This is a genomic window from Aequorivita antarctica, assembly GCF_007997155.1.
GTDB lineage: Bacteria > Bacteroidota > Bacteroidia > Flavobacteriales > Flavobacteriaceae > Aequorivita > Aequorivita antarctica.
Window position 1 is genome coordinate 105,651 of sequence record NZ_VORT01000005.1, and the last position, 16,202, is coordinate 121,852.

Consider the following 16,202-nt stretch of genomic DNA (forward strand, 5'->3'; position numbering starts at 1 on the left):
TATTCTACTTCATCAATTTTCTATGTAAGTTCAGCAACTATAAAACAACAATAATTTTAAATATTCTTTAGTGGAAAACATAGTAAAAAAAGCCGAAGACTTTGTGTCGCATTTATTTGAAACAAAATTATCTACAATTAATTTCTATCATAATATTGAACATACCAAAAGAGTTGTAGAGCGCATCACACAACTTGCTGAATGGGAAGGGTGTTCTTATGGCGAGCAAACGACCTTAAAAATCGTTGCGTGGTTTCACGATACAGGCTTTGTTGAAAAAGATGAGGGTCATGAAGAAGTAAGTGCAAGAATTGCAGCAGATTTCTTAAAATCTAATCAAATTTTCAATGATGAAATTGAACTTGTAAAAAGCCTGATTCTTGTTTCAAGAAAAAATTCTATACCCAATACAAAACTTGAAAAGATAACTAAAGATGCTGATTGCAGTCACGTGGCATCTGACTATTATTTTGAGGTATCCAATCTATTAAGGCAAGAATTCGCTTTAAAAAGACACACCACTTTTACCGATTTAGAATGGTTGGAGGAAAATAAGATTTTTTTCGAAATGCAACAATTTTATACAAATGCGGCAAGACTGAAATGGCAACCACTAAAAAAACTGAACGAGCGTGAAATTGAAACTAAAATAAATAAAATTAAAGCAAAAGAAGAAGCGAAGTCTAACTCAAAAAAAATTGGAAGAGGCGTAGAAACTATGTTTCGGGTAACACTCAAAAATCATATTGAGCTTAGCGCCATTGCAGACACAAAAGCCAATATTTTACTTTCTGTAAATGCCATTATTATTTCGGTGGCATTGTCCAATCTTGTTCCAAAACTTGATAGTGTATCCAATTCATTTTTGGTTTGGCCCACCTTGATTTTAATGTTGTTTAGTGTTACTTCAGTTGTTTTATCTGTGCTTTCTACTCGTCCCAATATTTCCAATGTCACAGTTACTAAAGACATGATAAAAAACAAGCAAACCAATATTTTGTTTTTTGGAAACTTTCACAAAATGGGACTGAAAGATTTTGAATGGGGTATTGATTATTTAATGGAAAATCAAGATGTTCTGTATAATTCGCTCACTAAAGATTTATACTATCTCGGTTTGGTTTTAGAGCGAAAATATAGATTGCTACGTATTACCTATACTGTGTTTATGTTTGGAATAGTGATTTCGGCTTTGGCATTTGGCATTAGTTATTACATAACCATGAATCCTTAAAAACAATCATTATGAGAAAATTACTACCAGGACCTTTTGTGCCTAAATTATCATTTAGATTGCTAAAAGAAAAGTTTGAGGTATTGTCAGAATCAAAAAACCCTGTGGAACAATTTCAGGCAAAACAAGTGCTGGACTTGTTTAAGAAAAATCCTAAACTCATTAGTAGAACATCAACACTTTCTGAATACAAAGAGTACGAAGATGTGGTTCAGCAATTAATGAGTTATTTGTTTCCTGCAGCGTTAACCAATAACGAAATTAAGGCCGCCGTTTACCCGCTGTCCAATTTTACTTTTTTTACAAGCAATAGATTGAATAAAATTATAGAAAACTCAGTTTGTAGTTTAGACGATATATTTAAAGAGGTGTTTAAGGATGATCATATTGAAGGATTTGATTTGATCCCCTATGCCGTGATTTTGAATTCATATTATCAATTTAACGTTGATTTAGAAAGACTAAAAACTTTAAAAATTAAGTTTAAAACTGGTATAACTAAAAACTACCGAATAACCTATAATGCCGATTTTTTGGAAATCTATCCCAATGAAAATGCAATAGAAATAACCGAAGAAATTATAGATGAATTGCTCGCAGATGCTAATAATAAAGAAGTCTGGAAAAAATATTTTCCAGAAAACTCATGGACAATAGAGGGATTTGGTATTATAAATATGATTGATACCTCTTTAGATGAAACCATTGACGAATTTAAAACCCACCTGATTCAAACTACTAATGAAAGTTATAAATCTTTGGTTGACGATTTTCGAAATATTTTTGGAATCCCCGATCTACAAGTGGGAAGTTATACACTCGATAAAAACCAATTAAAGCCACCTTATGACCTAAGTTTTAGAATGCTGAGCATAGAGGAAGGAGAGTCCATTAATTGTGAAGACTACGCCTGTAATTATGTTTACAACCGATTGTTTGTAGATCATAAACTGGTAATCCTATCAAATGTAGCGCGTTATCACAAATCTTCAGGGGGAAATACTTTGAGCAAAACATTGCTTAAACAAGGGCTTAAAAGTGCCGTACTTATACCTATAATTATTGAGGAAAAACTGGCTTTTATCATAGAATTGGCAACTTATAAAACCAATCAGCTAAATGCCATTAATATGGTAAAGCTGGAAGCCTTAATGCCTTTTATTTTAAGTTATTCCGCCAGATCCATGACAGAATATAAAAATGAAATAAGCGCGGTTATACAGCAAGAATGTACCTCCATACATCCTTCGGTTCAATGGCGTTTTGAAGAAGAAGCAATACTTTATATTCAAAAGCGAAATTTTGGTGAGCCAACAAATTTTAAGGAAGTCGTCTTTAAGGACGTAGTTCCATTGTATGGTCAAATTGATATTGTAGGTTCTTCCAATGCACGAAACGAAGCAATACAGAAAGATTTTAAAGAACAATTGGTGCAAGCCAAGCGCTTGTTGAAGATTCGTTTTAAAACAAAAAAACTACCATTTTATGAACACCTGATTTTCCAAATCGATAAATTTTTGTTCGAACTTGAAGTGAATTTTCACGCCAATACCGAACAGGAAATCAGCTTGTTTTTTAGCACTCAGATTTTCCCATTGTTTGAACACCTTTTGGTTTCAGACACCAATGTTTCAGATATAAAATCGTTCAATGCCAATTTAAATGAAGATTTAAAATCCTATTACGATGCCCGAAAAAATTATGATAACACGGTTAATTTGATAAATAAGCAGCTATCAGCTTTTATGGATAAACAGCAACTGAAGGCACAAGAAATGTTTCCCCATTATTTTGAAAAATTCAAAACCGATGGTGTAGAACACAATATGTATATAGGCCAATCCATAACGCGCGACAAAACCTTTCATTTAACCGACCTATACAATTTACGCCTTTGGCAATTACAAGTTGCTTGTGAAATGGAAGCTATGTACTACAAAGCGCAAGAGGGATTTCCTTTAAAACTGGAAGTTGCTTCACTAATTTTAGCCTATGATGTACCCTTAAATATTCGCTACAGAATGGATGAAAAACAATTTGATGTGGACGGAGCTTATAACGTGCGCTATGAAATGATAAAAAAAAGAATTGATAAGGCGCATATAAAAAACACGAACGAGCGTTTGACCTTACCACACAAATTAAGCGTAGTATATTCAAGCAATGCCATAGAAAAGGAATACCTAAATTATTTTGAGTTTTTACAATCCAAAAATTACATTGGAGAGAATATAGAAATTGTTGAGATTGAAGAACTTCAAGGAGCGAGTGGTTTTAAAGCAATTCGAGTGGATCTTAATCAACATTTAAAAAAAGCAGATAGCTTGTATACAGTAGAAGACCTCGAAACGATACTATAATCGTTTCGTTTTAGTCCAATTTTCATGAAAAAAATATTTCTAATTTCTTTAGCACTCATACTTACCTCTTGTGCTACGTATAAATTCACGCCTGAAAGTGGATTGGAAACCGATGTGAAAGACATTGATTCCAAAACAACTAATGTTTTTTTAATTGGAGATTCTGGAAAACCCGATGAAAATGGTTCTGCGCCCAAAGCATTGCGAGTAATGCAGCAGAAATTCGCCGCCGCCGACAAAGAGGATGTTTTATTATTTTTGGGAGATAATATCTATTCAAAAGGATTCCCAACCACCGATGGCGAGAAAGCTGATACTGCAAAAAAAGTATTACAACTTCAAGTTGATATTGCTAAAACATTTCCTGGGAAGGTAATTTTTATTCCTGGAAATCACGATTGGTACAGTGGCGTTAAAGGTTTAAAAAAGCAAGAAAAGTTAGTAGAAGATGCTTTGGGGAAAAACACTTTCTTGCCAGAAAATGGTTGTCCGATTAAGAAAGTAGACCTGAGTGATGATATTGTTTTGTTGATAGTAGATTCGCAATGGTACATTACAAACTGGAATAGACACCCAACAATTAATGACGAATGTGAAATTAAATCACGCTCACTTTTTTTAGATGAATTTAGAGACGAAATAAAAAAAGCACGCGGTAAAACTACTTTAGTAGCCATACACCACCCTATGTACACTAACGGTCCGCACGATGGGCAATACAGTTTTGTTGATTATATGAACCCATTTCCTGTTTTGGGAACTTTGAAAAATATAATTAGAAGCACCAGCGGTATTTCTCATGCTGATTTGTCAAACCAGTTTTATAATGAATTACGGAGAAACCTTGTTGCCGCTGCGCAACAAAATGATAATGTTGTTTTTCTTTCTGGGCACGAGCATAACTTACAATTTATAACTTCAGATAATTTAACACAAATCATTAGCGGATCTGGATCAAAAACAACCCCGCTCAGGGTTAGAAATGATGATGAATTTGGTTTGGGAGCAAACGGTTATGCATTGTTGAATATATATAAAGACAATTCGTCAAACGTTCAATTTATAGATGCCAATTCCAACGAAGTGGTTTTTAGAAAAGCGATAAAAAATGCAAGACAAAGTAAAAGTAGCGATTATCCAAAAACGTTTAAAGATTCTATTGTAGCCTCTGTTTATACAAAGGAAGAAACCAAAAAATCTGGATTTTATAAATTTCTTTGGGGTGAGCGATACCGGAAATATTTTGGCACAGAAGTAAAGGTACAAACCGTTGATTTAGATACATTATACGGAGGTCTAAAACCAGTCAGAAAAGGAGGCGGAACACAATCCATATCGTTGCGATTAAGAGCTCCTGATGGTAAAGAATATGTAATGCGCGCCGTTGAAAAAAGTGCCACACAATACATTCAAGCTTTGTTGTTCAAAGATAATTTTGTGGAAGGACAATTTGATGACACAGCTTCTGAAAAACTTGTGAAAGATGTTTTTACAGGCTCTCACCCATACGCGCCATTGGTGATTTACACATTGTCTGATGCTATTGGAGTGTATCATTTAAATCCGCAACTATTCTTTATTCCAAAACAGCATGCTTTAGGAGAATTTAATGATGAATTTGGCGATGAGTTGTATTTGTTTGAAGAACACGCCTCTGACGGACATACCGAGCTTGCTAATGGTAAATTTACAGGAGATATTATTAGCACCCTCGACATGATGCAAGATCTGCATTCAGACGAAGATGTAGTTATTGATCAAGAAAGTTACATTCGAGCGCGCTTGTTTGATATGCTCATTGGCGATTGGGATAGGCATCAAGACCAATGGCGCTGGATGGAATTCAAAGAGAAAGGGAAAAAGGTTTACAGGCCTTTGCCAAGAGATCGCGATCAAGCCTTTTCTGTAATGTCTGATGGATTTATACTAGGTGCGGGTGTCGCCTTAATTCCGACGGCGAGAGTTTTACGAAAATATAGTCCAGATTTAAAAGATGTAAAAGGAGTAAACTTGGAGCCTTACCCACTAGACGTGGCGTTTTTGGTTGATATTGATAAAAAAGTTTGGGATAAAGAAGTGCGTTCTATCACAGAACATATTACTGATAGTGTTATAGATCTCGCTTTTTCAAAAATGCCTAAAGAAGTGCAGGACGAAGGCATGGAAAAGATAAAAAACACTTTAAAGCAGCGACGGACCAATCTTCAAAAAATTGCGGATAGATATTATAAACTTACTTCTAAATATGCTGTTTTAACAGGTACAAACAAGGATGACTATATTAAAATTAAAGCAGAAGAAAATGGGGAAGTAATAGTAGCAATATTCCGAAAAAAAGATGGAACCATTAAAGATCGGTTTCATTATAAAAAATATTCTCCCAAAACAACAAAGGAAATCTGGGTCTATGGCTTGGATGATGATGACACTTTTGAAGTAATAGGGAAAAGTAAAAAAATAAAAATTCGATTAATTGGCGGTCAAAACAATGACGATTATAAGGTAATTGATGGAAGAAATGTAATAATTTATGATTATAAATCTAAGAAAAATGATTTATCAGAAGCTAAAAAAGCAAGAATCAAACTTACCGACGATTACGAAACCAATGTGTATGATTATAAAAAAATGAAAGCAAACACCAATCAAATGATTCCAACGATTGGTACAAATCCTGATGATGGTTTAAAATTGGGGCTTTCAAATACGTATACTACATATGGTTTTGAAAGAAATCCATTTACAAGCCAACATAAATTAAAAGGCGCGTATTATTTTGCCACTAGTGGTTATGAGTTAAATTATCGTGGTGAATTTTCCCATGTAATTAACAAACTAAACTTTGCATTAAATCTGAACTTCCAAAGCCCCAATTTTACTCAGAATTTCTTCGGTTATGGCAACGAAACTAGCAATTATGATGATGACTTAGAAGAGGATTATAACCGTGTTAGAATTAGAAATTTTTCAATTTCGCCCCAATTAATTTGGAATTCAAAACGCGGAAGTACATTAAGTTTAGGCGCTACATATGAAACAATTGAAGTTGATAAAACAGAAAATCGATTTGTGGATGGAAATCCGGCATTGCCAGATTATCTTTTTGGTGAGGTGCAATTTGCAGGAGCAAACACAAAATTTGAATTTGTTAATTATGACACCCAAGCATACCCCACAATGGGAATGTTGTTCAATATAAATATTGGGTTTAAGAGTAATTTAGATCAAAGCAGCAGAAATTATGGTTACTTAATTTCTAAATGGAGTATTTCACACAAATTAATTCCTTCTGGGAAATTGGTTTTGGCAACCACGCTTAAAGGACACCTTAATTTTGGGAATGATTACGAATTTTATCAAGCGGCGAGCATAGGCGGAACAGATGGATTGCGAGGCTATAGAAACCAACGATTCTCTGGAAAACGGGCATTTTATCAAAATACTGATTTACGGTATTCCTTCAGCAATTTAAAGACAACATTGATTCCGATCAAAATAGGAGTTTATGGAAGCTTTGATTATGGAAGAGTATGGCTACCAAATTATGATTATTCTGAAAAATGGCATAATACCTATGGCGGCGGATTATTTATAAACGGAGCAGAATTGCTATCTGCCAATTTAGGCGTGTTCAGTTCGGAAGATGGAATAAGGGTCGCATTTGGCTTAGGTTTTGGTTTTTAACTAGGACTTAGTTACAAAATGTTCATCCGAAAGCCTGTTTTTTTTTATATGTATCTATGAGATAATTGTAGAGATTCACATAAGGACTAAACTGTATAATTCCAGTTCGAATTAAATTTTAGCAAAAAATCATTATGTATAAAAGCCTATCATATTTTTCGTATTTTTAATGCGTTGAACCAATAAAACTTCCCAATTGGCATGCGTGTGATTGATAACAAAGAAAAGAACCGTTTTGAGGCCGAAGTTGATGGTTACAAAGCCATCATTGAATATTCCGTGCAGCCTGGCATTTTGTCTCTAAACCATACCGAAGTTCCCAAAGAACTCTCTGGGCAAGGGATTGCTAGTGAAATGACTGAGAAAGTTTTGCTGCAAATAGAACTTAGAGGATTAAAAGTGATACCAGTGTGTCCTTTCACCAAAAAATATATAGACAAACACCCCGAATGGAAATCCATTGTAGCGGACGAGCATAAAAGGAAATAGCCCTCTCAAGAATAATTGAAAGGGCTATTTTTTAATAAATATTTGGATTGAATTAATCTACTGCGTCTTCTATATCGTCCGCAACATCTTCAATTTTGTCTCCAACTGTTTTCTTTTCGCGACAGCTTACAAAACTTGTGCTCATTAAACCTGCAGCAAATAAAATTAAAAATACTTTTTTCATATTAATTTGTTGTTAAGAGTTAATAATTTGTTTTTAGCTTGATTAGGGTCTGCGGCCAGTTGCTAATCGGTATAAAATACCAATAATAGCTAAGACCAATAAAATGTGAATTAGGCTTCCAACAGCTTCACCGAAACCGAAATAACCTACAAGCCACCCTATAATAAGGAGTACTACAATTAACCAAATGATGTCACCCATAATATTAGTTTTTAAAGTTAGTGTGATTAAAACTACGATAAAACCTTTCACTTTTCAATTTTTTTAACCCATGTTTAACGAAAAGCGCAAATAAATATGAAAAATGTTAGTGAATGTGTTTTTTGAGTTAATTCTTTATATTTAGCAAAAATTACTAGATGAATCATTCCGACAAATTTGAAACAAATCGAAAAACATGGAACACCAAAGCTGCCATTCATTTTGAAAGTGACTTTTATGATATGCAGAATTTCAGAAAAGGAAAAACTTCACTCAACAAATATGAAATTGAAGCCTTAGGAGACATTTCTGATAAAAAATTGCTCCATCTTCAGTGCCATTTTGGGCAAGATACCTTGAGTTTTGCGCGAATGGGAGCCAAATGTACGGGCGTTGATATTTCTGATGAAGGAATTATGCTGGCAAAACAATTAAATGCAGACTTAAAGCTTGACGTAAGTTTTGTTTGCTGCAATGTATTGGACACTTCAGAATATGTTTCAGAGAAGTTTGATATCGTGTTTACCAGCTACGGAACAATAGGCTGGCTACCAGATTTAAAACCTTGGGCAAAAATGATTTCAGAAAGATTGAAGCCTGGCGGTTTCTTTTATATTGTAGAATTTCATCCTATTGCTTGGATGTTTGATTATACCGTTTCACCACCCGTTATGAAATACGGCTACCAGCAAAAAGAGGCTATTTATGAAGAATATGAAGGAACCTATGCAAATATAGATTCAGAAATGGTAAGTAAGGAATACGGCTGGAACCACAGCTTAGGAGAGGTAATTACATCGCTTTCAGAAGCTGGACTTCGCATTGAATATTTAAAAGAGTACGATGCATCGCCTTATGATATTTTTCCAAAATTGGTAAAGAATGATGAAGGAATGTTCGAACTTACTGATAAGATGTATCCTTTGATTTTTGAAGTAAAAGCAAAAAAAAATTCCGCAACCTAAGTTGTGGAATTTTAGAATTATGATAATTTCGAAGAATTTAGTGCTTTGTATCTTTCTTCAACAACTCCGGAAATTTTTCCTTAAACCTGTTTAAGCGAGGAATAGAAACATTTTGAATGTAAGGATTCCCCGGATTATTTCGCTCGTAGTTTTGATGGTAGTTTTCAGCATCCCAAAATTTTTGAAAGGGCAAAACTTGTGCAGCAACTTTGTCTCCGTCTAATTGCTTGTTCAGCGCATCAATTTTTTCAACTATTATTTTCTTTTCTTCATCGTTTTGATAGAAAACAATGGAGCGATAAGAAGCCCCATGGTCTGGCCCCTGACCGTTAACTTGAGTTATATTTTGAGATCCAAAGTAAACAGCTACCAATTGCGCAAAACTCACTTTAGCGGGGTCATATATAACTTCAACAGCTTCAGCGTGATCGCCATGATTTTCATAAGTTGGATTTTGCGTTTTTCCACCACTATATCCAGAAATTGCTTCTTTAACGCCTTCTATACTTTCGTAAACCGCTTCAACACACCAAAAACAGCCACTTGCAAAATAAGCTTTTTTTAATCCGTTTACTGATTCAGTTTGAACAGGGACTTGTTCTTTTTGTGCGATAGCCTCGTTCTCTATATTTTTTTCATTTGAAGGCTTGCAAGCCCCTTGAAGAGAGAAAAGGAAAATACTAATAATTAAAATCGTGATTCTTTTCATTGCGTTTTTTAAGGATTGGTCTTTAAGAATAAAAAAACCTTTCAATAAAAGTATAAAAAAAGCCTCCACTATTTGTGAAGGCTTTGTTATAATTGTTTAAGAGTGTTTATTTAAGTTTAGCAAATCTAGCTTCCATTTTTTCGCGCTCCTCGTTTGCAAGATCTGGATCTACCAGAATACGGCCGCTGTGTTCGTCAGTAATAATTTTTTTACGGCTGGCGATTTCCACTTGTACTTGTGGCGGAATAATAAAGAAAGAACCACCAGAAGCACCACGTTCAACGGCTACTATAGCAAGACCGTTTTTAACATTCGTACGGATTCTTTTGTATGCCTTAATTAGACGCGGTTCAATTTGCGCTTCAAAATTATTGGATTCCTTTAAAAGAGTTTGCTCTTCTTTTTCGGTTTCTTTCAGAATTTCGTCAAGCTCACTTTGTTTGTGTTTCAAGTGTTCAGAACGCTCGTCAAAACGTCCTTTAGTCTCTTCAATAACTAGGCTTTTTTGCTCAATCTGAGCACGGTATTCTTTAATGTTTTTTTCAGCAAGTTGTATTTCAAGTTCTTGGAATTCAACTTCTTTACTCAAAGAGTTGTATTCACGGTTGTTACGAACATTGTCTTGTTGAGTAGAATATTTTTTGATGAGCCCTTTGGACTCTTCAATGTTATTCTTTTTTTCCTTGATTTGGTCTTCAATTACCTCAAGATCGGCCTTAAGCTTTTCCAAACGGGTGTTCATTCCTGCCACTTCGTCCTCAAGATCTTCAACTTCCAGCGGAAGTTCGCCACGAACATTTCTTATTTCATCAATTCTGGAATCAATAAGCTGTAGGTCATACAAGGCTCTTAACTTCTCTTCAACAGTAACTTCGGTTTTTGTTGCCATAAATTATAAATAGCTAATAGGATTGGTATTTGTTTGTGATAAAAGGACTGCAAAATTAGTGATTTTTTTCTTAAGGAAAGAATGTAAAAGCTCTTTTGTGTACTGCTCGCTTTCATAATGTCCGATATCCGCCAAAAGCACTGTGTTTTCAGCCTTAAAGAAGTCATGATATTTAAAATCTGCCGAAATAAAAGCATCCGCCCCAGCTTTTTTTGCGGCCTCAATGGCAAAACTTCCGCTTCCGCCGAGAACGGCCACTCTTTTAATTGATTTTTGAAGCAATGCTGAATGGCGCACACAATCTGTTTTCATCGTTTTTTTAAGAAACTTTAGGAATTCTTTTTCAACTATCGCTTTTTCAAATTCGCCAATCATTCCTATACCTACATGCTGATTTTGGTTTTCAAGTGTGGTTATTTCATAAGCTACTTCCTCATAAGGATGCGTTTCAAAAAGGGATTTCAAAATTGCGTTTTGAAGGTGTTTTGCAAAGGTGATTCCAATCTGTGTTTCTTCTTCAAAATGTAATTTACCTTTTTTCCCAATTACAGGATTGGAGTTTTCATTTCCTTTAAAGCTACCTTTTCCCTCAATATTGAAGCTGCAATTCTCATAATTACCAATATTACCAGCGCCTACTGCAAAAAGGGCATTTCTAACTTTTTCCGCATCTTTTGAAGGAACAAAAGTGATGAGTTTTTTGATGGTTTCGTTTTGTGGAATTAAAACCGTTCTGTTCTTCAGCCCAAGTTTTTCGCAGATCATTGCGTTCACGCCGTTCCAGGAATTATCCAATGCCGTGTGGTTTGAGAAAATGGCAATGTCGTGCTTTATTGCCTTCTGAACGACCCGTTCTACATACGTTTTTCCAGTAATTTTTTTTAATCCTGAAAAAATAATCGGGTGAAAGCTAACGATGAGGTTGCAGTTTTTTTCTATGGCTTCATCTACTACTTTTTCCAGTGTATCTAGCGTTACCAAGATTCCCGAAACAGTTGCATTGGCATCACCAACCAGCAATCCGGTATTGTCAAAGTCTTCGGAATAGGAGAGTGGGGAGAGTTCTTCAAGTAGCACTATGATTTCTTTTACCTTCATTTTTTACATTTTCAGTAAAGATAATAGTTTGCGGAATTTTTATTGGCTTCTATTTTTATTTTAAACCATTCATCATTTTCAGCGGAATTAGTACTTTCGTTGAATGAATTTTCTGCGGAAGTTATTATTTCCTTTTTCACTGTTGTACGGAGGTATTACTGCGCTCCGTAATTTTCTCTATAATAAAGGATGTCTGAAAAGTAAAAATTATGATTTTCCAGTTATCTGCGTGGGAAATCTTTCTACTGGCGGCACTGGAAAATCACCAATGATCGAGCTTTTGGTCTCTCTTTTAAAAGACGAATATAAAATCGCCATATTGAGCCGCGGTTACAAACGTAAAACTAAAGGTTACCGAGAAGTTTTAGCAAATAACTTGGTTGAAGAAGTTGGCGACGAACCGCTTCAATTTAAAAAGAAATATCCTGAAATTACTGTGGCAGTTTGTGAAGATCGTCAGACGGGAATCGAAAAACTTAAATATTTAGCAGATATGGTTTTGCTGGACGATGCTTTTCAACATAGAAAAGTGAAAGCTTCAGTGAATATTTTGCTCACGTCTTTTGACAAATTGTACAGCGATGATTGTATGCTGCCCACAGGAAATCTTCGTGAGCCTAAGTTTGGAGCAAAGCGGGCAGATATTATTGTGGTTACAAAATGTCCGGAAAATATTAGTGATTCCAAAATTGAGGAAATAAAGAAGAAACTGAAACTGACACCCTATCAAGAGATTTACTTTTCTAAAATAGGATACAGTTCTGAAATAAAAAACGAAACAGAATCGAAACCCCTTTCATTTTTAAAAAATCAGAGATTCCTTTTGGTTACAGGTATTGCCAATCCAAAACCCATGGTGGATCTTTTAAAGAATGAAGGATTGGGTTTTGAAGAAAAGTCTTTTCCGGACCATCATAATTTCACGACTTCTGAGATTGAAAGGTTAAAAAAACATCGTTTAATCTTGACAACAGAAAAGGATTTTATGCGATTGCAACCAATAGCAAACGCAACTGAAATCTATTATTTACCAATAAAGACGGTAATTTTAAACGAAGCAGAAACCAGTTTCAAAAGAAGAATAGAGCGGAAGTTTAAATTGAAAGAATAACTACTTCACCAAAAAATCATTACTGCGAAGTACTCTGTTTATTTTCTCGAAGAAGTCTTCAGCCTTAAATGGTTTTGGAATAAATTCATTGAAACCTGCCTTGTAAAAATCTTCTAAATTCTCTTCTATGGTAATTGCAGTAAGTGCAATAATCGGAACGGTTTTATTAAACTCACGGATTTTTTTGGTTGCCTCAATTCCGCTTATTCCCGGCATATGAATATCCATTAAAATAATATCGAAATCTTCTTCTTTTGCATATTTTATAGCATCCATACCGTTGTCAACCACTGTACAGATCATTTTTTTCTTCTCAAGAATTTTTTTGGTGATCATTTGGTTAATTTTGTTGTCTTCAACAATCATCACAGTTTTGTTATTGAAAACAGTATTCTCAAAAACCACTTCAATATCATTTAGATTAGTCTCTAAGCCATTGTCTTCAGCTATATCATAGCTTATGTTGAACCAAAATTTAGAGCCTTCACCCAATTTACTTTCCAAAAATATTTTGCTTCCCATCAGTTCCAAAAGATTTTTAACAATAGAAAGACCGAGCCCAGTTCCGCCATATTTTCGATTGATTTGAAGCGAACCTTGAGAGAAAGATTCAAAAATGGTATTCTGTTTTTTCTTTGAAATACCGTCTCCAGTATCTTCAATTTCAAAATGAACAACTACTTTTTTTGCTGTTTTTTCAGCATTTTTTACACGAACCCAAATATTGCCGTTTTCAGTAAACTTGATTGAATTGCTTATCAGATTAATTAGGATTTGCGATATTTTTAGCGAATCACCAATCACTTCATTTGGAAGGGTGGTGTCGTATTCGTAATTAATAATATTGTTCTTAGTCTCTGCCGATTTTTTCAAAGCTGTGAGTACCCCATCTATCCTTTTTTTCAAATGAAAAGGAACTTTTTCAATTTCAACCTTATTGGCCTCCAGCTTGTTAAGATCAAGAATATTATTGATGAGCGAAAGCAAATATTCTCCAGAAAATTTAAGAGAATTTAAATGCTCTTTTTGTTCGGGTTTCGGGTCTTCCTCCAAAAGTAAGTGGGTCAATCCAGTAACCGTATACATTGGCGTCCTCAGTTCATGAGTTATGGTTGAAAGAAATAGCGCTTTGGCTTGTGAGGCTTTTTCTGCGTTTTCTTTTGCTTCTTGTAGCTCTGTATTTTTGTCCTGCAACAGCTCGTTAGCTTTTGCCCTTAAATTATTGTTTTTATAAAGTGAAAGCGTTAATAATGAAAGTATCAATATTAAAGCAATACTCAGCCAGCCTGTAAGTTTTCCAAGGAAAAGCGATTTATCCTTTTTAGTCAAGTCGTTCTGCTGACTGGCAATGGTTTCTTTTAAATCACCAATTGCAGATTCTGCTTGAATTCCACGTTCAATTGCTTTTAAATGTATTTGTTTCAAGGAATCTTTTTGATGCAGATAAAACTTCAATTCTTCCTCTGCCTGTGCACCTCTTTTCTCAGCAATTAAAATCTGGGAATTAATGCGGTGATTTTCAATCAATAGTTTTGAAAAGCCTTGCGAATAGGCAATTTCTGAAACTAAGTTCATAAATTGTCTTGCTTCAATAAGCGGATTTGGAAAGGTTTTAGGGTTTATAAGTGAAAGTGCATCTGCAAGATTGCTATATGCAGATACCTCTTGATAGAGAAGCCCTTGTTCCTTAAAGCCTTTTGCGGCAGATTTGAAATTTCCTACTGCAGTATTGTAATTTCCAAGTTGCAGTGCCAGTAGGCCATGACCATAAGTAGTGTTAACTTTGCTTTTTGTGTCGTTAAGTTTTGTGTAGAGCGAATCTGCTTTGGCTAAATATAATTCTGATTCCGAATATTTTCTAGTCGAAATAAGTATGATAGCGTAAAGGTTGTAAATTTTCGCAATCTTGTATTCGTTTTGATACGTTTCAGCGTTTTCTATAGCTATTTTAGCTATTTCCACTGCTTTCTCATAATATTCCAGATTGTAATAAAGTTCTGCTATGCTTAACTCAACATCTGGTTTATAGCTTCTATATTTAGGTAGCATTGCCAGTTTATTGGCATCGTTCAAGTTTTTTACAGCTTCAATAAAATCTTCTCTTTCCAGAGCCTTTGTAGCGTTATACTGAAGTTGTTTTATGGCTACAATAGTATCTTTTATTTGGTGGGAATAAGACTTTACAGAAAATGATGCGCATACAAGAATAAGCACTATAATCCTGTATTTCAAAAACAATTGGCGCATTGGTTAGTTTAAAGGGGGACTAAATATAGTTATTTCACAGAAATTCTTTCAATTAAATCTATAATTCTGGAGGAATATCCAATTTCGTTATCATACCATCCAATTATTTTTACCATTTTCCCAACGACTGAAGTCATTCCCGCGTCAAAAACACAAGAATGTTTATTGCCCACAATGTCTATGGAAACGATTGGATCTTCGGTATATTCAAGGATTCCAGTAAGCGAATTTTCGGATGCTTTTTTAAAGGCGGCATTTATTTCTTCAATAGAAACTTCTTTTTTTACATTTACTGTTATATCAGTCAAAGAGCCATTCGGTACGGGAACACGGATTCCGCACCCGCCAATAACTTCAGAAAGTTCTGGAAATATTTTGGTTAAAGCTTTTGCTGCGCCCGTAGTTGTGGGAATAATGGATTGTCCAGCAGCCCGTGCACGTCGTAAATCTCTGTGTGGCTGGTCATGCAAACTCTGGTCGGTGGTATACGAGTGAATTGTAGTAATATATGCTTGTTCAATACCGCAAAGCTCATTGATTATTTTCAACATTGGTGCAGCATTGTTTGTGGTGCAGGAAGCGTTGGAAATAATTAAATCTCTTGAATCGAGAATTGAATCGTTTACGCCAAGAACTACTGTTTTAATGTCATCATCCAATGGCGGAACAGAAAGAATTACTTTTTTAGCTCCGTTTTTTAAATGGTTTTCAAGTTGCTTTTTGCTTTTGAATTTGCCCGTGCATTCAACAACAATATCAACATTTTGCCAACGAATATCTTCTATATTTTTTTCTGAAGAAAACTTCACCTTCTTTCCGGCAACGGTGATTTCGTTTTCTATATATGAAATTTCTTCTTTTAAAACGCCGTGAATGCTGTCATATTTCAAGAGATGGCTCAACGTTTTTGTGTCGGCCAAATCGTTTACCGCAACAACTTCAATTGAAGGGTGGTTGAGCAACAATCTGAAAACATTGCGGCCTATACGGCCAAAACCATTAATGCCAACAGTTATCTTTTTGTCCATTTC

At 34.9% G+C, this 16,202-nt stretch carries 13 protein-coding genes; 6 read left to right on the forward strand and 7 right to left on the reverse strand.

What is annotated here, in order from left to right:
- Nucleotides 1-70: 70 nt before the first annotated feature.
- From ESU54_RS08600 to ESU54_RS08615, 4 genes are all read left to right on the forward strand, one after another.
- Nucleotides 71-1,234 (forward strand): Pycsar system effector family protein, encoded by a 1,164-nt coding sequence (locus ESU54_RS08600; protein WP_111844551.1) that lies wholly within the window; start codon nucleotides 71-73, stop codon nucleotides 1,232-1,234.
- An 11-nt stretch (nucleotides 1,235-1,245) separates the two neighbouring features.
- The gene (locus ESU54_RS08605) at nucleotides 1,246-3,594 is read left to right on the forward strand and encodes a hypothetical protein (RefSeq protein ID WP_111844552.1); all 2,349 of its coding nucleotides are present in this window, start codon (nucleotides 1,246-1,248) and stop codon (nucleotides 3,592-3,594) included.
- 24 nt (nucleotides 3,595-3,618) lie between these two features.
- Nucleotides 3,619-7,278: a metallophosphoesterase gene (locus tag ESU54_RS08610; RefSeq protein WP_111844553.1), complete on the forward strand. Its 3,660-nt coding sequence runs from the start codon at nucleotides 3,619-3,621 to the stop codon at nucleotides 7,276-7,278.
- Between the two features lie 201 nt (nucleotides 7,279-7,479).
- On the forward strand, nucleotides 7,480-7,767 hold the full coding sequence (locus tag ESU54_RS08615) for a GNAT family N-acetyltransferase (RefSeq protein WP_111844554.1): 288 nt from the start codon (nucleotides 7,480-7,482) through the stop codon (nucleotides 7,765-7,767).
- Nucleotides 7,768-7,819: 52 nt separating this feature from the next.
- Here the strand turns inward: ESU54_RS08615 and ESU54_RS18165 are convergent, their stop codons facing one another.
- Together ESU54_RS18165 and ESU54_RS08620 are read right to left on the reverse strand one after the other, a co-directional pair.
- Nucleotides 7,820-7,951 carry a hypothetical protein gene (locus tag ESU54_RS18165; protein ID WP_262510803.1) on the reverse strand — a complete coding sequence of 44 codons (132 nt, stop codon included), beginning with the start codon at nucleotides 7,949-7,951 and terminating at the stop codon, nucleotides 7,820-7,822.
- 42 nt (nucleotides 7,952-7,993) lie between these two features.
- Nucleotides 7,994-8,152 (reverse strand): lmo0937 family membrane protein, encoded by a 159-nt coding sequence (locus tag ESU54_RS08620; RefSeq protein WP_014781235.1) that lies wholly within the window; start codon nucleotides 8,150-8,152, stop codon nucleotides 7,994-7,996.
- Nucleotides 8,153-8,310: 158 nt separating this feature from the next.
- Here ESU54_RS08620 and ESU54_RS08625 point away from each other — a divergent pair, with 158 nt between their 5' ends.
- Nucleotides 8,311-9,117 carry a class I SAM-dependent methyltransferase gene (locus ESU54_RS08625; protein WP_111844555.1) on the forward strand — a complete coding sequence of 269 codons (807 nt, stop codon included), beginning with the start codon at nucleotides 8,311-8,313 and terminating at the stop codon, nucleotides 9,115-9,117.
- A gap of 37 nt (nucleotides 9,118-9,154) precedes the next feature.
- Here the strand turns inward: ESU54_RS08625 and msrA are convergent, their stop codons facing one another.
- The 3 genes from msrA to ESU54_RS08640 form a co-directional block, all read right to left on the reverse strand.
- A complete protein-coding gene (gene msrA / locus ESU54_RS08630) occupies nucleotides 9,155-9,826 on the reverse strand; it encodes a peptide-methionine (S)-S-oxide reductase MsrA (protein ID WP_111844608.1) in 672 nt (223 codons plus the stop codon).
- A gap of 106 nt (nucleotides 9,827-9,932) precedes the next feature.
- Entirely contained in the window at nucleotides 9,933-10,715 is a 783-nt protein-coding gene (locus ESU54_RS08635) for a zinc ribbon domain-containing protein (protein WP_111844556.1), read from the reverse strand.
- A gap of 3 nt (nucleotides 10,716-10,718) precedes the next feature.
- The gene (locus tag ESU54_RS08640; RefSeq protein WP_111844557.1) at nucleotides 10,719-11,813 is read right to left on the reverse strand and encodes a Nif3-like dinuclear metal center hexameric protein; all 1,095 of its coding nucleotides are present in this window, start codon (nucleotides 11,811-11,813) and stop codon (nucleotides 10,719-10,721) included.
- Between the two features lie 103 nt (nucleotides 11,814-11,916).
- Here ESU54_RS08640 and lpxK point away from each other — a divergent pair, with 103 nt between their 5' ends.
- A complete protein-coding gene (lpxK, locus tag ESU54_RS08645; RefSeq protein ID WP_111844558.1) occupies nucleotides 11,917-12,924 on the forward strand; it encodes a tetraacyldisaccharide 4'-kinase in 1,008 nt (335 codons plus the stop codon).
- Here the strand turns inward: lpxK and ESU54_RS08650 are convergent, their stop codons facing one another.
- Both ESU54_RS08650 and gap read right to left on the reverse strand, forming a co-directional pair.
- Nucleotides 12,925-15,171, reverse strand: a complete 2,247-nt coding sequence (locus tag ESU54_RS08650; protein ID WP_235004579.1) for a response regulator — start codon at nucleotides 15,169-15,171, stop codon at nucleotides 12,925-12,927.
- 29 nt (nucleotides 15,172-15,200) lie between these two features.
- Nucleotides 15,201-16,199 (reverse strand): type I glyceraldehyde-3-phosphate dehydrogenase, encoded by a 999-nt coding sequence (gap, locus tag ESU54_RS08655; RefSeq protein WP_111844559.1) that lies wholly within the window; start codon nucleotides 16,197-16,199, stop codon nucleotides 15,201-15,203.
- Nucleotides 16,200-16,202 lie beyond the last annotated feature (3 nt).